Raw genomic sequence first — 16,848 nt, forward strand, 5'->3', positions numbered from 1 at the left:
CGTCGGCCGGGCCCCAGGGGGATGCTTTCGCCACGGTGGGCGGCGACCGGACGACAGTGGCCTTCGTCACCCACAGCGCCGGGGAGGCCAGGTATCTCGGTACTCGGGTGATGGCCTTCAACGCCAGGCCCGGGCGCGTCGTCTTCGACGAACACGGCGGTTTTGGCGCGCGGCGTGACCGGGAACACCTCCGCTCGGAACGGAATTCATCACATTCCGTGACCGTGTTCAGCGGGTGATCCAGGTCAGCCGCCGGCGGCTGACCTGCTGCGCGGGCGGCGCCGGCCGCGGGGCCGGGCCCGGGGGGCGGCGGGCGGGGGTGGTGGGGAGGGGGGGGGGGGGGGGGCCCGTGCGTTTCGCCGTTCTGTCGGCCGGTTACAGTGTGCGCGAAGCGGATAACCCCATCCGCTTCTCTCCCCCAGTCCCCGCGATCCCTGGAACTCGAAGCGGAGTCAACGATGCGTGAGCGGCTCGCCCTCTCCGGGGCGATACGCCCCCACCGCTGGCATGCTGCGCACGCCGCGAGGGACACTGCCGTCGGTTCCGATACGCTGAGTGACCATTGGTGGGTCTCTCCGGCGCGCGCGGGTGCACCGGCGGCGCGACCTGCGTCGTCGCCCTCGTCATACACCCCAAGGAACGGCTGAGTCTTGATGTCGGAAAACGTAGACGTCGTCGTCATCGGCGCCGGACCGGCGGGCCTCACCGCCTCCTACGAGCTGCACCGGTACGGGATCCCCTCGACCATCCTCGAGGCCGACACCCAGGTGGGTGGCATCTCCCGCACCGTTGAGCGTGACGGCTGGCGGTTCGACATCGGTGGCCACCGGTTCTTCTCGAAGGTCCAACGAGTCGAGGACTTCTGGCACGAGATCCTGCCGCAGGAGGATTTCCTGCTGCGGCCGCGCAAGAGCCGGATCTTCTACCAGGGCAAGTACTACGACTACCCGATCAAGGCCGTGAACGCGCTGCAGAACCTCGGCCCCAAGGAGGCCGCGATCTGCATCGCGTCCTACCTGCGTGCCCGGGTCAGCCCGCCGAAGGACCAGACGGACTACGAGAGCTGGCTGGTCGCCCGCTTCGGCTGGCGGCTCTACCGGACGTTCTTCAAGACCTACACCGAGAAGGTCTGGGGCGTCCCGGTCAGCGAGATGCCGGCCGACTGGGCCGCGCAGCGCATCAAGAGCCTCAACCTCGGCAACGCGATCCTCAACGCGGTCAAGCCGAAGACGAACCAGAAAGAGATCACCTCCCTCATCGAGGAGTTCGAGTACCCGAAGTACGGCCCCGGGATGATGTGGGAGGTCTGCCGCGAGAAGGTCGTCGCCCAGGGCTCCAAGGTCGTCCTGGAGACCAAGGTGACCAAGATCCGGCATGAGAACGGCAAGGCCTACGAGGTCGTCGCCGAGCACGTCGACGGTGGCGCGGAGGTCCTCCCGGCGACCGAGCTCATCTCCTCGATGCCGATCTCCCAGCTGATCGAGATCATGGATCCGCCGGTGCCGCCGCGAGTGCTCAAGGCCGCGCAGGACCTGCGCTTCCGCGACTTCCTCACGGTCGCCCTCGTCGTGCCGTCCAGCGCCGTCTCCTGGACGGACAACTGGATCTACATCCACGACTCGAGCGTCCGCACCATGCGGATCCAGAACTTCGCGTCCTGGTCGCCGTACCTGGTGAAGGACGGCCGCAACGTCCTCGGCCTCGAGTACACGGTGTTCGAGAACGACGCCGACTGGACGGCCAGCGACGAGAAGCTGATCGAGCAGGGCAAGCAGGAGCTCGACCGGCTCGGCCTGGTCAAGTACCGCGACGTCGAGGCGGGCTACGTCGTGCGCCAGCCGAAGGCGTACCCGATCTACGACGAGCACTACCAGGCGAACGTCGACGTGATCCGCGGCTGGCTGACCGACTACGCCAGCAACGTGCACCCGGTCGGCCGCAACGGCATGTTCCGCTACAACAACGCCGACCACTCGATGTACACCGCCATGCTGACGGTGGAGAACATCGCGAAGGGCACGGACCACGACGTCTGGTCGGTCAACGTCGAGGAGGAGTACCACGAGCAGAAGGCCTCCTCGTCCGATGCTCCGAAGCCGGCGGGCTCGCACGGCACCGGGCGCGACGCCCCGGTCCTGTCCCGCAAGGTCCTCGACGCCGCCCGTTCCCGTGTCAGCGGCTCGCGTTAGCAGGTAGCCAGCAGGCAGTACGCCTCGGCCCCGGCACGCACCGCGTGCCGGGGCCGTCGCCGTTCTGGCCCAGGGCAGTCAGCCGGGGTCGGGGTGGCCGTCAGCCGGAGCCAGCTGTCGTCAGCCGGAGTGGCGGCGGGCGGGGCGGACCAGGGCCTCCTGGACGACGGTGGCGACGAGGGTGCCGGCCGCGTCGAAGAACTCACCGACGGCCAGCCCCCTGGCGCTCGCCGCGGTCGGGCTCTCCTGGTCGAACAGCAGCCACTCGTCGGCCCGGAACGGGCGGTGGAACCAGACCGCGTGGTCGAGCGAGGTCAGCTGCATGCCATGGCCCACCCCGCCGTGCGGGCTCAGGATGGAGTGCGACAGCGTCAGGTCCGACATGTAGACCAGTGCGCAGGCGTGCGTGTGCTGGTCGTCCGGCAGCTTCTCGGTCACCCGCAGCCAGGCGCGCATCCGGGCCGGCGCCGGCTGTGAGCCGCCGATGGGCGTAACGGCCCGCTCGCCTGCCTCGCCAGTCGCCGCGGGCTGGTCCGCCGGTGAGACGACCCGCACCTCGAAGCCGCGCCGAGCCCAGGCGTTGCGCCGCTCGTCGGCCCACTCCTTGGTGTCGTCCGGCGGGGCGTAGGCATCTGCCTGCTCGGAGCTGCTCGGCGCCCGGCCGTCGAACAGCGGGTGGCCGTCCGGGGGCGGCGGGACGCGCGGCGCCGGGCGCTGATGGTCGACCGGGCTGTCCTCGTGGCGGTGGAACGACGCGGAAAGGACGAAGATCGCCTCGTCGTGCTGGACGGCGGTGATCCGCCGGGTGGTGAACGACTTCCCGTCGCGGATCCGCTCGACGTGGTAGTCGATCGGGCGGGTGGTGTCGCCGCCGCGGATGAAGTAGCTGTGCAGCGAGTGCACCGGCCGGTCCGGGTCGACGGTCGACGTCGCCGCCACCAGAGCATGCGCCGCGACCTGGCCGCCGAACGCCCGCAGCGGCGCGCCCTCGTGGCTGAGCCCGCGGAACAGGTCCGGCTCGGGCTGCTCGAGCGTCAGCAGGTCCAGGAAGGAGCCGGCCCCGTCGGTAACCGCCGTGCCCACATCGACCTCCGCGCTGTCTGTCCCACGGCCTCCGGCCGTGCGGCGCCGCTCAGCGCCGCGGCCGTGATCCGGTGACCGCTCCCCGACGGTACCCGCCCGCCCGGCGCGCCGGCCTATGGTCATGGTCATAGCCGCCCGCGTCCGGCCTCGTGCTCGCCGGGCCGGACGGCCGCTCTCACTCGTCGGGTGGCTGCTCGGCCGCGAGCCGTCTGGCCTCGCGCTCGAAGTGCTCGGCCTCGGCGACGCGCTGGGCGCCCGCCGGATAGCGGGCCCGCCGCGCCTCGACGGCGGCCCTGGCCTGACGCAGGGCGTCGTCGAGGCTGTCGCCCTCCTCGCTGAGGACGGCCGCCAGCAGCGCCCTCGCCAGCAGCAGCTCGGGCCAGCCGGGGTCGAGGTTCGCGCCGACGCGGCGGTTGGTCGCCAGCACATAGCGGATCTCCGCGGCCGCCCGGGACGGCTCGCCGGCGAGCAGCAGCGCGTGCGCGTGCACCAGCTGGGTGCGCAGCGTCGCGTCCGACGTCGCGCCGAACCGCTCCTGGCGCGCCGTCAGCACCGCCGCGGCCACCACGCGCCCCTCCTCGATGAGCTCGTCGCGCGGGCGCGCCAGGTCGTCCTCGGACACCGGGGGATAGCGGTCGTGCTCGGACCTCCAGGCGTCCGGGTCGACCGGCTCGGAGCCGGGTCCGGGGATCGCGGCGGAGCCGTCAGCGGGGCCAAGGGCTGGAGGGCCCGCGTCGTGCCCGGGTGGGTCCGCCCGCTCGGCGACCTTGAGGAGCGTCTGGGCGAGGATCAGCTGCGCGATCCAGGTGAACGAGTGATCCGCTCCCCAGACGGCGTGGCGGACCGTCACCTCCTCGCGCGCGATCTGGCAGGCGCGGCGCAGGTCGTCGCGCCCGCCACGGTCACGCAGCGCAATGGCGAGGTTGGCGTGCGCCGTGCTGGTGCGGTCCGCCTTCGCGCCGAGGATCGCCAGGCGACGCCGCCACTCGACCTCGTAGGTCTGCGCGGCCGTGTCCAGGTCGGCCGGGCCGCCGGACAGCCGGGCGTACCGGGCGTGCAGCGCCTTGATGCCCATCAGCGTGGTGTCGTGCCGGTCGAGCGCGAGTTCGGCGCGGGCGTGCAGCTGCGCCCAGACCCGCGCGGACTCGGCCACCGACCGGGTGCGGCTGTACAGCTCCTCGGCGTGGTACTCGACCAGCAGCGCGAGCGTGCTCGTGGCACCGAGCACGCGGCGGACCTCCTCGTACAGCCCGACGAGCGGCCGCGGGTCGGCGGTCGCGTCGGTGTATGTCAGCACCGTCTGGGTTCGGCCGCGCAGCCGGCGCTCCAGCTCGTCGTCGCGCTCCGGCTCACCGGCCGGCGGCGGGGACGGCGTCATCGCCCCTCCCCGTCGGCCCGCTCGCCCGGACCATCCTGTTCGTCATCGCCCGGTGGTCCTGGCGGTAGGCCCTCGGGCCCTGGCGGGTCGGGCGGGCCTGGCCGTGCCAGCTGGTCGAGGACCGCGCGCAGCCGGGGGGCGAGCTCGTCGGACATCCGGTGCCGCTCCTCGGCGGGCAGCCCCGGCAGCAGGTGCTCCAGCTGGGTCAGCAGGTCGACGGCGTCGGTGGTGATCTTCTCGGAGTGGGCCGGGGCCCGGGTGACCAGCGCCGCGAGGCGGCGGTGCACCGCGCCGAGCACGAAGCCGGGTCCTATTCCGCTCGCGCCGAGCGCGGTGCGCGCCACGGTCGTCAGCAGGCAGGTGACCTCGGCGAGCCGTGCGTCGCCGCCCGAACCGTCACCGTCCGGCCCGGTGGGGCGCTCACCCCCGGGGCCGGCGAGCGTGAGCAGATCCTCGACCGCGGCCAGCGGTGGGGCGAACCCGGACACGATCGCCAGCGGGCGCGAGTACACCGCCCAGTCCGCCACGACCCGCACGAGGCTCGCCGCGGCGAGCCAGCGGTCGACGACCGCCAGGTCGTCGAGCGCCTCCAGCCAGCCTTCGCGGTGGGGCCAGTAGCTCCACACCTTCGTCTCCGTCACCAGCAGGTCGAGCACGCGCTCCCCGTGGCGCCGTTCGTACAGGCGCGCCGCCGCCGTCGCTCGCAGCGTGCCCGCGAGCGACCCCGGGCTTCTCGGGCTCACCAGGTAGTACAGGGTCGAAGGCCGGCGCTGCCCCGCCGCGGCGGCCAGCGCGTCGCGCGCCAGGCCGTCGATCGACCCGTCGCTGGCGTCGAGAAACTCCACCAGCGTCTCGTAGTACCTGATCCTCGTCTGCCAGTTCAGCCGCTGCAGCGTCCCGCCGGTCTCCCGCCGCGCGGGATCGGGCCGGAAACGCGCGGCCCTATACCACCGGGCCACCGCGGTGCCCTCAAGTTCCGCCGTCAGTCGCACGATGGTTCCCCCGTCAGTCCCACCATGGCCCCATGTCACCGGTCAGCGTGCGGACAATGACGCCCGCGGTCGTCGGCGCAACCGGGCACGCAATGTTTGTCATGCCCCAGATAATGCGCATATATGCCAAAACCTGGACGGACGGACGTGCGATGACGGACAGCCGCGCAGGCCGCCCGCCGTACGTGCGCGGTGACGGGCGGAAAGTCAGCATAATGAAACCCGGCCAATGGCGGGCGCGACGTCGGCGGACGCACGCCGTGGCCGTCGGCGGCCGCCTTCCCGCAGGCCCCCGGGCCTGGCCCACACGGCGGGTCCGGCCGTGCGTCCGTCAGAGATGACCATGAACGGTACTGATCTCGCGGCCATGCACGCTGAGCTGCGCTCGCTCGCTCGCGGGCGTGGCCTGCGGTCCGCGAACCTCGACGCCAGGACCGGGCCATTGCTGCGCCGCTATGCCGCCCTCGGTGACCTGTCCGGCGGCCCGTTGCGGTCCCGGATGGTGAGCTGGCTCGGTGAGTGGCTGGGGGCACTTCCGGAGGATCTGCGCCTGGTCGCCGGCGTGTCCCTCGGGGTGGACCCGCGAGCCGGCCACCGGCTGCTGACGGAGCGGCTCAGCTGGCTCGCCGTCGAGTTCGAGCGGGATCCGCGTACCTTGCGCCGCCGCGGCCAGGAGGCCTTCCGGCTGCTGGCGGAGATGATTATCGCCGGCGGCGGCCAGAACGGTGGCGGCCAGGTGCGCGGCGGGCAGGAGGCGCGCCGCCGGGAGGCGGCCGCGGCGCCGGACCCGGCCGGCGGGACGGCCGGCTGGTACGTGGAGCGGGTGTGGGCGCTGATGCGGCTCGACGCGCCCACGCCCGAGCTGCTGGAGTCGAGGCGGATCGTCGCCGTCGAGGACGGGCTGAGAGAGGTGGCCCTGTCGATGAGCCTGCCTCGCCCGCCCGACGCGCCTCCGAGCCCTCGCGACCTCGGCGTGGACGTGATGTTCGGCGGCCGGATCGTCCGGGTCGACCGGCGGGGCGACACGCTCTTCTCCCCGGTGCTGCGGCTGCCTCACCCACTGGGCGCCGAGGAGCGGCACGAGTTCGGGTGCGTGTGGCGGGTGCCGCCGGGGCAGCCGATGGTGCCGCACTACGCGATGAACCCGACGATCCGCTGCGACGCGCTGGACCTGCGGGTACGGTTCCCCGAAGGCGCCGAGCCCAAGGTGCATCGCCTGGACGGCCTGCCGCTGCGCGCGGTCGAGGATCTCGCCATCGATCTTCCGGTCGTGCCGCTGGACGGGGCGGGGGAGGTGTCGGCGCGCTTCGGCCACCTCGGCCTCGGCCTGAGCTACGGCCTGCGCTGGACCTGAACGCCGTCCACCCAGGTGCCCCCCGCCCCCCGCCGCCGCCCGGCGAGCCCGGGTGGGCTCGCCAGACGGCCCGCGCGGTGACCGGCAGCGCCGACGTGTCGTTCCGCGCGGGCCGTGTCCGCGGGCCGACGTCAGGAGGCCCGCGCCCGTCCCACGCCGGTCTGGTTCGCGTTCTTCGGCTCCTCGTTCTCGCCGCCGCTGCCGCTGCCGTCACAGCCGGCCCCGCCGCCGGCGGTGCTGACGCTGGCCGTGCCGATGCTGGCGGTCTCGGCGGTTCTCCCTGCTCCGCGCATGCTGCTGCCCATCTCATCTCCCCCGTTCGCGTGCCCGGCCGGCTGTCGCGCCGGCCGGCCCGCCGCGAGCGACGGACCACGGCCGACGCCTCCCCGTACCAGGCGTCGACCGCCCCGCGCCGCGGCGTTCTCCGAAGATCCGTCGGTATGGATCTCGCCCCACCGGCGGATCTGCCGGAAGGGATCCGGAGACCCCGGCGGCGACGGCGAAGCCGTGCGGCCGGGGCACCCGGCTGACTGGTCGTGGTGACCAGAATGCGCCCTTGGCATCGAGATGCGTGAGACAGAAGTTGGACAACTCGCCACGGAAGTTGACAACTTGCCTCGGCGGGTCGCCCGGATGACGGCGACTCATCTCGACTGGACAAAAGCCGGCCACATTTCGGACAAGGTGTGTCCTGGGTGGACCGGATTAGACAAGCCGCCATGCCCGCCCGTCGCGGCGGGCCGGCCGGCTCGCTCTACCGGTTGCTCGGTTCCATCGCATCCCCCGATCGGTTGGCGCCATCTCCGCCGTCTCCGGCGACGCCAGTAGACCAGTCCCGCATGCCGCGGAAATGGTCGAAATACGGGGAGCGGTCAGATTCGTCCCGGGCCGTCGGCCCCGGCCGGCGGCCGGTCAGCGCGCCTGAGCCAGTACGCGTCCGGTCAGCAGATCCGGGCGGCCAGGAGGCAGGCGTCGCCGTCTTGCCGGGAGCCCGCCGCGGGCTCCCGGCCCTGGGGCGGACGGCCGCCGGACAGCTCGGCGAGCAGCGCGTCGCAGGCGGCTGTGAGCGGCGGGCCGCTGGCACCCCCCAGGTGCCCGGCACCGTTCGCGCCGGCATCCGCCAGGCGGGTGGCGAACGCCCTGGAAACGGCGGCCGCGAGAGCGTCGAGGCGCTCGGCCAGCGGCGTACCCGACCCGTCGACCAGGCCGGCCGAGTAGAAGAGGACGGTCGCGCCGACCGGCATGGTGACAGTGCTCTGCGCGTATTCGGTGCCGGCCCGCGTATCCAGGCCCCCGCCGACGCTGACACCGGGGCCGGCGCCCGGCACGGCGCCGAGCAGCGGGCCGTGCATGTCGCCGAGGAACGACACCGCGCCGTCGGGGCCGACGAGCACCGGCGGCGGATGGCCGGCGTTGCACCAGGTCAGGTGCCCGGTCGGGACGTCGAGCCGGGCCGTCAGGGCCGAGGTGATCGCGCGGTGGCCGCCCGCGAACAGCACGTCCGCCAGCCGGGTGGTGATCTCGGACGGCGGCAGGTCGAGCAGGGCATAGGCGCGGGTCGCGTGGCACAGCTCGGCCATGAGCGCGGCGGCGCCGGGGCCATGCCCGCCGACGTCGCCGACGTCGAGGACGGCGGTGTCCGCCGAGAACGCCGTGACGTCGTACCAGTCCCCGCCGACGCGTTCGGGATCGCTCGCCGCCGCCCGCCGGGCGGCCAAGTCCAGGCCAGGCAGGACCGGGAGCCGCCTGGGCGGCAGGGACTCCCACACCGACCGCGCCGCGGCCAGCGCCACCGTGTGCTCACCCGCGGCGGACGGCGCCGGGAAGACTGCCGACAAGTCGGCATCGCCAGGCGTGGCCGCGGCCGTCCTGGGCGGAGACGGCGCGGCCGAGCCAGGCGCGCCGTCCGGGTGGTGGGCGCGGGCGTCGGCGGCGGCGGCGGCGAGCGCGCCGGGCAGCTCGTGTGCCACCGCCGCCGAGACGGTCTGGGCGAGGGCCTGCTCCAGCGCGGAGGCCAGCCCGCCCGCCATCATCTCGGTGAACGACTCGTTGATCGACTCGGTGAGCGTGTCCGTGAGCGACTCCGCCACCGCCTCACCCAGCGCCGCCGCGATGATCGCGTCCACCACGGCGCCGGAGGCTCCGACCGCCGCGCCGGTTCCGCCCGCCATGCCGCTGCCGCTCGCCGTGGCGGGATCGGTCGGGGGGGGGGGGGGGGCCCGGCCCCCCCCGCCCCCGCCCGGGGCGGTGGTGGCGCCCGCCGCCGCGCCGGCCGCCCGCTTGCCGGCCTTCTTGCCGATCTTGCCGGCGTGCTTGCCGCCGTGCCTGGCGCCGCGCGGCTTCTTCGCCGGGCCGGGCGGCGTCGCCGCCGGCCAGTCCAGGTCCGCGTTCGGGCCTCCATGGCCGGCCTTATGGGCGTTCTTGGTCGCTGCTCGTCCCACTGCCCACTCCGGTTAAGTCGGTTTCCCGCCGACTGCCGGGATACCCGGCCCGTCCGGAGAAAACCGCGCCGCCCAGACCGGGGCGCCCCGCGCCGGCGGCGTGATCGTGAGCTCCGCCCCGGTCTCTCGCGGCGACGGGACTAGTTCGGGGCACGGGCGCGATACTTCAGGCATGGAACGCGTGTCGGCGGACCGGTCGGACAGCTCGTCGGCCTCTCGCTCGAACGGGGCGGCGGACTTCGCGACGGCGCTGCGCCCGGCCGTCACGCCCGAGACCTGTGCCGTGCCCACGGGCAAGGGCACCGTGCCCGGGACGGCCACGTCGGCGGGTCCGCGGGCGCCGGATGGCGGGCTGGTGCTGCCGGCCGCGCCGGTCCGGGCGGACGAACGGCCGTCGCGGGGCGACCCGGACGCGCCGGTGGTGCTGGTCGAGTACGGGGACTTCCAGTGCCCGTACTGCGCGCAGGCGGCGCCGGTGCTGCACGAGCTGGTGGAGTCGGACGGGACGCTGGTACGGCACGAGTTCCGGCACTTCCCGGTGTTCGAGATCCATCCGTACGCGCTGACGGCGGCGCTCGCCGCCGAGGCGGCGCACGCGTATGGCCAGTTCTGGCAGATGCACGACCTGCTGTTCGCCCACCAGGACCGGCTCAAGGACATCGACCTGCGGATCCGCGCCGAGCGCCTCGGGCTCGACCCCGACCTCGTCGTCGGCGACGCGGCCCAGCCCTACGGCGACGCCGTCGAGGCGGACTACGAGCGGGGCGTAGCCGAGGGCGTGCGCGGCACCCCGACACTGTTCGTCAACGGCCAGCTGTTCCGCGGCCGCCCGGAGCTGCCGGCGCTGCGCCGCGCCGTCCGGGTGGCCGCGACGTCCGCCCTGGTGACGGCACCGCGGCCCGTGCTCTCGCCGGTACCCGCGCTCGCGGGCCCCGCCGGGGCGCTGTTCGCGGCCGACGCCGACCCGGCGGAGTTGGGGGATTCCGGGGATCCCGCGGGCCCGGCCGCGCCGCCTGCTCCTCACCGGGTCCGCTGGCGGGCGCCCTGGGCCGCCCGCCGCTGACCGCGCCGCGGCGGCTGGGGCCCTTGGCCAGCCTTTCCGGGGCGTCAGCTCCAGCGCGCGGGGACCGCGGGCGGGCGCCAGGGGCGGGGCGGGAGCGGCGGCGGGAGGCCTTCGCTGTTCGGGGAGCAGAGCGGCATGCGCTCGCCGAGGAAGCGCAGCAGGACGCTGCCGAGGGTCGCGGCGACCAGCGAGCCGACCAGGATGCCGATCTTGGCCTGGTCGCGCAGCGCCTCGTCGTCGAACGCGAGCTGGGTGATGAACAGCGAGATCGTGAAGCCGATCCCGGCGAGCACCGACGCGCCCAGCACATGCCCATAGCGGACCTGGCCTGGCAGAACGCCCAGGCCGGTGCGCACAGCGCAGGTCGCGGCGAGCGTGATGCCGACCGCGTTGCCGAGCAGCAGCGCCACCACGACGCCGTGCGTCACCGGTGAGCTCGCCGCCGTCCGCAGCGTCTCACCGTTCAGGTGCACCCCCGCGTTCGCCAGCCCGAACAGCGGGACGACGACGAACGCGCTGACCGGGTGCAGCAGGTGCTGCAGCCGCTCGTTCGGCGCGACCGCCGCCCGCGCCGCCGACACCGCCAGCGCCGAACGCGACGCCGTCGAGTCCTCCTGCAGCGCCCGCACGAACACCGGCACGTTCTCGATCTGCTCCCGCCGGGGCGGGAACGCCGGGACCAGCAGCCCGATGAGCACCCCGGCCAGGGTCGCGTGCACCCCCGAGGCGTGCACGGCGAGCCACAGCAGCGCCGCGGCGATCAGGTAGGGCGAGAGCTGCCAGACCCCCATCCAGCGCAGCGCGAGAATCGCCGCGACCGCGGCGGCGGCCAGCATCAACGCCATGACATTGACATGCTTGGAGTAGAAGACGGCGACGACGGTGATCGCGCCGATGTCGTCGACGACGGCCAGGGTCAGCATGAACAGCCGCAGCCGGTCCGGGCAGCGCGGCCCGAACAGCGCGAGGATCCCGAGGACGAACGCCGTGTCGGTCGACATCGCGATGCCCCATCCGGGGCCGCCGGCGCCGGACCGGTTGAACAGCCAATACACCAGCGCCGGGGCGGCGAGCCCGCCGACCGCGCCCAGCGCCGGCACCGCCACCGACCGTCGGTCGCGCAGCTCCCCGGTCGTCGCCTCCCGGCTGATCTCCAGGCCGACGACCATGAAGAAGATCGCCATCGCGCCGTCGTTCACCCAGTCGTGCACGGTGAGCCGCAACGAGGCGCCGCCGACGGTCAGCGCCGTCGACGTCTCCCAGAAGTGCTCGTAGCTCGACGACCAGGGAGAGTTCGCCCAGAGCAGCGCGAGGACGGTGGTGCCGAGCAGCAGCACCGCGCTGCCCGCCTCGGTCGCGAGGAACTCCCGCACCGCTGGCGCCGGCCCAGGAATGCTCACCCGCAGCGCCGGCCCCGGCCGCGGCGGCGACGTCACCGCCCACCGTCCGTAAGCCGCACCCACCGCTGCCCGAGGATCACTGCCCTCCCACCGGCAAAGCACCTCACACCGCGAACCGCCCGCTCGCTGTCGTCCACTCCCGCCCTGAGCGTATCGACTCCACCCCAACCGGGTAGACACGTCCACCGCAGGTCATCAGCGCGAGCCCAGCCGCCGAGCACCTCGGCGAGGATCGCCGATCAGGTGTGCGGATCGGGCTTCTCTGCCTGGCTGGCGAGGATCCACGCGAGATGGAATAGGAGGCGGGGCTTAGGCGGCGGCCAGGAGGGCGGAGAAGACCGTCGACCCCCAGGCAACATCGTCACAGCGGCGAGGCTGCTCCATGGGGTGGTGGCCGGCTGTAGGTGTCCGCTGTGTTGGACCATGCGTCCGCCCCGAAAGGAGGTCGCGCGTAGCGCGACACCGGGGGTCCGGGGGTCGCCCCCCGGGGCAATATCGCGACATCGGCGAAGCCGCCCAAAGGCGGCGAGCAGGATCGGCGGTAGACCTCGTGGAGCGCCTTTCCAGTGATCGTTTCCGCGAGGAGCTAGATCGTTTGGTGAACCTGACGGCAGGGGCATGTGGCCAGTCTCACGATCCACGGGCGGAGCGGCTCGGGGTGCAGACCTGCCGCTGTGGTTGCGGTCGTGCGGCCATCGCCCCGCGCCAGTTCGTGAATCAGACCCATCAGACGGTATGGCTCCAAGCCCAGGAGGGCCGGAACTTCCGAAGATCAAGAGTCTAGGCAGCTCTGGGGGCCAGCGGGTGATGGTGCCAAGGATGCGACGCCCCGACGTGCCCGGTGGGATGCACCGGGCACGTCGTGAACTGTCGGATGCGGGTGCGAGGAGGGGGCCGCACCCTCACAGCCTTGCTGCCGAGCTAGACGTGCTTCCTTAGCCAGTCGCTGCCTGACTGGTTGAACCCGTGCCAGGCCCTGGCGTCGCCGGACACGTCGACCACCAGCAGTTCGTCGCCCTCGTCGATGTGCTTGGCGAGGTCATCCCGGATCTGAGTGGGGGTCTTGTCGGACTTCACCAGCCAGGTGCTGTCGAGGTGGTGCCACCAGGCGCCATAGCCCTTGATGGCGGTGATCAAGCCATCGTAGTTCTGGCCCGGCATGGTGAGGTCGTAGCCGATCATCATCGTCGACACTGCCTCGGGATCTCCTTCCTAGAAGATCGTTGACTAACCGCGGGGCGGGAACGGGTCGCTGCCGTAGCTGCTGCGCTCCCGAATCCGGCCGTCGCGGCCCTGCAGGAAGAACTCCGCCTCGACGCGGCGCGCTGTCTCCCGACCGGCGCGGGCGGCCTCGGCCTGGGTCGCGTGGGTGCTCGTGACGCGCTGGTTGCCGTCCCGACGGACGGCCCAGCCGTCCCCGTGGGGGACAACCCGTACGGCCTTCGCGCTCATGAAGATCGATCTCCTCTGGCCTGTCGGCCGGGACCGTCCCGGCCGACAGGCCAGAGCCTGCTCCTCGGACGAGCCGTCTGTCAAGCTCGACTGGAGACCAAAAATGTCAAGCTGACTGACATGTCAGTCAGCTTGACACTCCGAGGCCGAGCCGGCAGACTCCCTGGGGTGAGGGACACCGAGCTGCAACAGGGGCTAGCGCGAGCGGTGAGGAAGTACCGCCGCCAGCAGGGGCTCAGCCAGGCCGCGCTGGCGGATTGTCTGGGCGTGAGCCGGACCACGATCACCAACATCGAGCACTGCACCCAAGGCGTGACGCTGTTGACCTTCGTGCAGCTCGCCGAACAGTTGGACGTCGATGCCGCCGAACTGTTGCGGGAAGTCCTGTCCGGACAAGAGGAATCGGGCGGCGAGCTAGGCAAGTACCAACAATGGGTGGACTCTCTTGCAATCACGTCAGACACAGACGCTAACGCGCCGAGTTCCTCCGCCACCGGAGTATCGACATGACATCAGTTCGCAGGTCATCGATAGAGACTCAAGCAGTCAATCTTTTGATCCAGTCAGGATGGTCGGGTCGCATTCCCGTCCCTGTCGAAGACGTAGCAGGTTTCTCGGGAGCGGTAATCCGCTATCAGCCCTTCGAAGCTGATGACGTTTCAGGACTTCTCCTTCGCGAAGAGGATGCCCCTGCCGTCATCGGGGTAAATAGTGCGAACGCGCGTGTACGCCAGCGGTTCACTATCGCCCACGAGGTCGGACACCTGAAGCTACATGAGGGAAAACGGTTGATACTGGATCGCCTGGTGCGGGTCAACTTCCGAGACGCAGTATCATCGACTGCCACAGATAGGCAGGAGCGCGAAGCGAATGCCTTTGCCGCGGCTTTGTTGATGCCCGACGAGGCGGTGGCAGGCAGTCTGTCCAAGCTTGCGCAAGGACGGGAACGCTCCGACACCGCCATTGTTCAGAATCTGGCGAGAACCTTCGACGTTTCCCGTCAGGCGATGGAGTATCGTCTGATGAACCTAGGGTTCTTGACGCCTGGCTAGCCGTGCGATTCCCATACTGTGAAAATGGCTACCGCAAGCCAAAAAATTGAAATTACAAGGCTTGGCGGCGACCAAGCCGGTGCTCGATACTATTTGCATGGAAGCAAAACGCCGACCACTCAGCCGCGAAGCGAAAAGCTGGCCCCAGCATGGCCGCGACGGGGTATACGCCTTCGACGTACCGCACTGGCTGATTGGCTGGGGTCATACACAGCTAGCAGTGATTTGGCACGAAGGCGGTTGGCGTTTGAAGGACACGCAGCGGGCGGCGCTCGGCGAGCTTCACGCCATGCTGAAGGATCTGCATCTGGAGATTTGTGATGGCAGCAAGGAGAACTGCCCCGCCTGGGTGGGGCATGAGGATCAACGCGAGGAGGCCACTCCTTCAAAGAATCCAAATTGGCCAGGCGACGTCGCCGACGATTCTCCGGATCAGATGCAGTTATGAGCCCGTGCCCAAGTCGACCGGCTAAATCAGCTCACGGCGAGGCGGATGATCCAAGCATGCGCAGGTATTCATCGAGGTAGAACCGGCAGTAGAAACGAGCCTCACTTCAACCCTGAAACGACTACTCATGCTGGAGATAAAAGTCCTCGATGCTGTCGAGGATGAAGTCCGCTGGATCCTCGCCACGCTCTTTGATATCCAGCATCTCCAACAGGTCGGCCGTAGTGATGAACAAGATCAATTTCTTGTCTTCGGTCGAATAGATGGTGTTGCGGCGGCGATGCGCCGATTCGTTCGGGGGCTTGTTGGTGCAGAGAATAGCCAGGCGCCCCCAGGTCGGGCGCAGGTAATTGCTGGTCTGGTCAACCTCTTCCCGCCCGATCTCGGTGTCGTCGTAGTTCTTGAACTCGACAGCGACCATGCGTGCGTCGTGCTCTTTCTGTAGCAGCCCCCATGCGGTATCAGGGTTGTGGTTTCGGTTGGGGAAGACGGCGTCGCGTCGTTCGACTCCCGAATAGGTCCGTGGCTGAATTGCCGGTGGCCGGAGGGGCGGCACGAATAGGTAAGTCAGCATATTGAGCGCCGCCTGCTCAAAGTCCCGCCATCCAGTGAATCCTGGAGGGCAACCTGTCAGCCGCCTTCGCAGATCATTACCGTCAGCTGAAGCTGCCATCACTGCGGGCCCGCCTCTTCGGGAGCATTTCGGTACTTCGCCATAAGGTCCGGGTGTTCGAGCAGGAGAGACCGGATCCTTGGGCCATCTAGAAGCCGGATCCTTCCACCGCGGCGAGCGCTTTCCACTTCGAGGCGGTCACGGGCGACAGATGTGAGCTGGGTATTGGCAACGAGAAGGCCCCGAACATCGTCGGGAAAGCTGTCCAGCTTGGCCGCTAGACGGTGAACTACCTCGACGGACGGACGACCTTTTCGGTAGGCTTTTACTTCGACAATATACGTGACCGGCTCCAAAAGGCCGAGCCGGTCGTCGTAGTTGATGCGAAAATCGTAGCCACGGTCTGGCCCGGTTGAAGTATCAGCCACTGCATACCCATACCGTTGAAGCAGATCGGCGACCAACCGCTCAAAGACTTCGGGTCCAAGATTTCGGAGATCGAGGGACGCGCCCCGTTCAACACGGTCCACGAGCTCTTGAACGGTTGGCTCAATACCTACCGTCATGTCTACGGCGGTACGGCCAGCAAGTCGTGCCGGAATTTCGACGGGCGCAAGCAGGGCCGGAATAACATCGACCTCTCGCCGATCAAGGGCCTCGACCCACGAGGTTTGCACTGTGTGATTCGTGAGTAGGATGACAACCGCATCACGAACACTAATCGCATCGAGTATCTGTTCTTGCCAGTTTCTCCCGTGCGCGGCGCTGAGATTGTCGAGCCACACGTTCTCGCCGCATTTTGCCAATGCGCCAGCGACATGCAACGCCCAATCGTGGTCCTGATGCGCATAGCTCAGGAAGATGCGGGGTCGATCTGTCTCCGACTGGCTGCTCGCGTCCGCCATGTGAACTACGCTATGCCTTCCATTCGATAAAACACCTTGCCCTCATGGATCGGTCCGCCAATGGCCTCATAGAAGGCCCGCGCCCGGATGTTGTCCGCCTCGGTCATCCACTCCACCCGGCTACAGCCTTGCTCGGCGGCGACAGCCTGAAGGTGCTCCATGAGGAGCCGCCCGACGCCGTGCCGCCGGGCGTCCTCACGGACGTACAACTCCTTGAGAAATAGGGAGTGGGTGACGCCGGCGGCGGGCCACAGGTAGGAGTACGACGCCATCCCCACGAGCCGCTCGCCGTCCCGGGCCAACAGGACCTGGGCCGCGGGCACCGGCCCGAAGAGCAGCCGCCGGATCTGGGCCAGACGATCCGCCGGGTTCTCGGCAGGCGGCGCGCCGTAGAAGGTGTCCAGCTCCACCATGAGGTCGGCGAGGTCTTCGGCGTTGCCGGGTGTGGCCGCCTGTACCGAGATCGTCACCCGCGAAA

Annotated in this window: 17 protein-coding genes; 6 read left to right on the forward strand and 11 right to left on the reverse strand. The window is 70.4% G+C overall.

Annotation, left to right across the window (positions count from 1 at the left end; genetic code table 11):
- Positions 1–653 precede the first annotated feature (653 nt).
- Positions 654–2,189 carry an NAD(P)/FAD-dependent oxidoreductase gene (locus QOZ89_RS01340; protein ID WP_071052315.1) on the forward strand — a complete coding sequence of 512 codons (1,536 nt, stop codon included), beginning with the start codon at positions 654–656 and terminating at the stop codon, positions 2,187–2,189.
- Positions 2,190–2,309: 120 nt separating this feature from the next.
- Here the strand turns inward: QOZ89_RS01340 and QOZ89_RS01345 are convergent, their stop codons facing one another.
- The 3 genes from QOZ89_RS01345 to QOZ89_RS01355 all read right to left on the reverse strand — a co-directional run bounded on the left by QOZ89_RS01345 (position 2,310) and on the right by QOZ89_RS01355 (position 5,642).
- The gene (locus QOZ89_RS01345) at positions 2,310–3,272 is read right to left on the reverse strand and encodes an acyl-CoA thioesterase (RefSeq protein WP_071052316.1); all 963 of its coding nucleotides are present in this window, start codon (positions 3,270–3,272) and stop codon (positions 2,310–2,312) included.
- Positions 3,273–3,447: 175 nt separating this feature from the next.
- Entirely contained in the window at positions 3,448–4,650 is a 1,203-nt protein-coding gene (locus tag QOZ89_RS01350) for a tetratricopeptide repeat-containing protein (protein ID WP_312622738.1), read from the reverse strand.
- Positions 4,647–5,642 carry a hypothetical protein gene (locus QOZ89_RS01355; RefSeq protein ID WP_071052318.1) on the reverse strand — a complete coding sequence of 332 codons (996 nt, stop codon included), beginning with the start codon at positions 5,640–5,642 and terminating at the stop codon, positions 4,647–4,649. Before QOZ89_RS01355 ends, QOZ89_RS01350 begins: the two co-directional genes overlap by 4 nt.
- A gap of 343 nt (positions 5,643–5,985) precedes the next feature.
- On the opposite strand from QOZ89_RS01355, the gene QOZ89_RS01360 reads away from it, so the two are divergent.
- On the forward strand, positions 5,986–6,996 hold the full coding sequence (locus QOZ89_RS01360) for a hypothetical protein (RefSeq protein WP_071052357.1): 1,011 nt from the start codon (positions 5,986–5,988) through the stop codon (positions 6,994–6,996).
- A 131-nt stretch (positions 6,997–7,127) separates the two neighbouring features.
- Here the strand turns inward: QOZ89_RS01360 and QOZ89_RS01365 are convergent, their stop codons facing one another.
- Both QOZ89_RS01365 and QOZ89_RS01370 read right to left on the reverse strand, forming a co-directional pair.
- Complete coding sequence (locus QOZ89_RS01365; RefSeq protein ID WP_157910596.1) at positions 7,128–7,301, reverse strand: hypothetical protein; 174 nt, start codon at positions 7,299–7,301, stop codon at positions 7,128–7,130.
- Between the two features lie 636 nt (positions 7,302–7,937).
- A complete protein-coding gene (locus QOZ89_RS01370; RefSeq protein ID WP_312622739.1) occupies positions 7,938–9,437 on the reverse strand; it encodes a PP2C family protein-serine/threonine phosphatase in 1,500 nt (499 codons plus the stop codon).
- Between the two features lie 172 nt (positions 9,438–9,609).
- Between QOZ89_RS01370 and QOZ89_RS01375 the strand changes: the two genes are divergently transcribed.
- Entirely contained in the window at positions 9,610–10,500 is an 891-nt protein-coding gene (locus tag QOZ89_RS01375) for a DsbA family protein (RefSeq protein WP_312622740.1), read from the forward strand.
- Positions 10,501–10,544: 44 nt separating this feature from the next.
- Here the strand turns inward: QOZ89_RS01375 and nhaA are convergent, their stop codons facing one another.
- The 3 genes from nhaA to QOZ89_RS01390 all read right to left on the reverse strand — a co-directional run bounded on the left by nhaA (position 10,545) and on the right by QOZ89_RS01390 (position 13,352).
- A complete protein-coding gene (nhaA, locus tag QOZ89_RS01380; protein WP_071052320.1) occupies positions 10,545–11,936 on the reverse strand; it encodes a Na+/H+ antiporter NhaA in 1,392 nt (463 codons plus the stop codon).
- 885 nt (positions 11,937–12,821) lie between these two features.
- Positions 12,822–13,094, reverse strand: a complete 273-nt coding sequence (locus tag QOZ89_RS01385; protein WP_312622741.1) for a CRISPR-associated protein Cas2 — start codon at positions 13,092–13,094, stop codon at positions 12,822–12,824.
- A 33-nt stretch (positions 13,095–13,127) separates the two neighbouring features.
- Positions 13,128–13,352, reverse strand: a complete 225-nt coding sequence (locus QOZ89_RS01390; RefSeq protein ID WP_312622742.1) for a DUF2188 domain-containing protein — start codon at positions 13,350–13,352, stop codon at positions 13,128–13,130.
- A gap of 207 nt (positions 13,353–13,559) precedes the next feature.
- Between QOZ89_RS01390 and QOZ89_RS01395 the strand changes: the two genes are divergently transcribed.
- The 3 genes from QOZ89_RS01395 (at position 13,560) to QOZ89_RS01405 (ending at position 14,852) form a co-directional block, all read left to right on the forward strand.
- Positions 13,560–13,862, forward strand: coding sequence for a helix-turn-helix domain-containing protein (locus tag QOZ89_RS01395; protein WP_312622743.1), 303 nt, complete (start codon positions 13,560–13,562; stop codon positions 13,860–13,862).
- Positions 13,859–14,404, forward strand: a complete 546-nt coding sequence (locus QOZ89_RS01400) for an ImmA/IrrE family metallo-endopeptidase (RefSeq protein ID WP_312622744.1) — start codon at positions 13,859–13,861, stop codon at positions 14,402–14,404. Before QOZ89_RS01395 ends, QOZ89_RS01400 begins: the two co-directional genes overlap by 4 nt.
- A gap of 61 nt (positions 14,405–14,465) precedes the next feature.
- Positions 14,466–14,852: a hypothetical protein gene (locus tag QOZ89_RS01405; RefSeq protein ID WP_312622745.1), complete on the forward strand. Its 387-nt coding sequence runs from the start codon at positions 14,466–14,468 to the stop codon at positions 14,850–14,852.
- A gap of 121 nt (positions 14,853–14,973) precedes the next feature.
- On the opposite strand, the gene QOZ89_RS01410 is transcribed toward QOZ89_RS01405, so the two are convergent.
- The 3 genes from QOZ89_RS01410 to QOZ89_RS01420 form a co-directional block, all read right to left on the reverse strand.
- Positions 14,974–15,273 carry a hypothetical protein gene (locus QOZ89_RS01410; RefSeq protein ID WP_312622746.1) on the reverse strand — a complete coding sequence of 100 codons (300 nt, stop codon included), beginning with the start codon at positions 15,271–15,273 and terminating at the stop codon, positions 14,974–14,976.
- Between the two features lie 251 nt (positions 15,274–15,524).
- Positions 15,525–16,370 carry a TIR domain-containing protein gene (locus QOZ89_RS01415; protein ID WP_312622747.1) on the reverse strand — a complete coding sequence of 282 codons (846 nt, stop codon included), beginning with the start codon at positions 16,368–16,370 and terminating at the stop codon, positions 15,525–15,527.
- Positions 16,371–16,375: 5 nt separating this feature from the next.
- Entirely contained in the window at positions 16,376–16,840 is a 465-nt protein-coding gene (locus QOZ89_RS01420) for a GNAT family N-acetyltransferase (RefSeq protein ID WP_312622748.1), read from the reverse strand.
- Positions 16,841–16,848 lie beyond the last annotated feature (8 nt).

Source organism: Pseudofrankia coriaricola, from assembly GCF_032027725.1.
GTDB lineage: Bacteria > Actinomycetota > Actinomycetes > Frankiales > Frankiaceae > Pseudofrankia.

Excerpts from the sequence above, each read along its gene's own strand:
- QOZ89_RS01340 (WP_071052315.1), top strand. The coding sequence starts at position 654 with ATGTCGGAAAACGTAGACGTCGTCGTCATCGGCGCCGGACCGGCGGGC.
- QOZ89_RS01350 (WP_312622738.1), bottom strand. The coding sequence starts at position 4,650 with ATGACGCCGTCCCCGCCGCCGGCCGGTGAGCCGGAGCGCGACGACGAG.
- QOZ89_RS01360 (WP_071052357.1), top strand. The coding sequence starts at position 5,986 with ATGAACGGTACTGATCTCGCGGCCATGCACGCTGAGCTGCGCTCGCTC.
- QOZ89_RS01365 (WP_157910596.1), bottom strand. The coding sequence starts at position 7,301 with ATGGGCAGCAGCATGCGCGGAGCAGGGAGAACCGCCGAGACCGCCAGC.
- QOZ89_RS01375 (WP_312622740.1), top strand. The coding sequence starts at position 9,610 with ATGGAACGCGTGTCGGCGGACCGGTCGGACAGCTCGTCGGCCTCTCGC.
- QOZ89_RS01390 (WP_312622742.1), bottom strand. The coding sequence starts at position 13,352 with ATGAGCGCGAAGGCCGTACGGGTTGTCCCCCACGGGGACGGCTGGGCC.
- QOZ89_RS01400 (WP_312622744.1), top strand. The coding sequence starts at position 13,859 with ATGACATCAGTTCGCAGGTCATCGATAGAGACTCAAGCAGTCAATCTT.
- QOZ89_RS01410 (WP_312622746.1), bottom strand. The coding sequence starts at position 15,273 with ATGGTCGCTGTCGAGTTCAAGAACTACGACGACACCGAGATCGGGCGG.
- QOZ89_RS01415 (WP_312622747.1), bottom strand. The coding sequence starts at position 16,370 with ATGGCGGACGCGAGCAGCCAGTCGGAGACAGATCGACCCCGCATCTTC.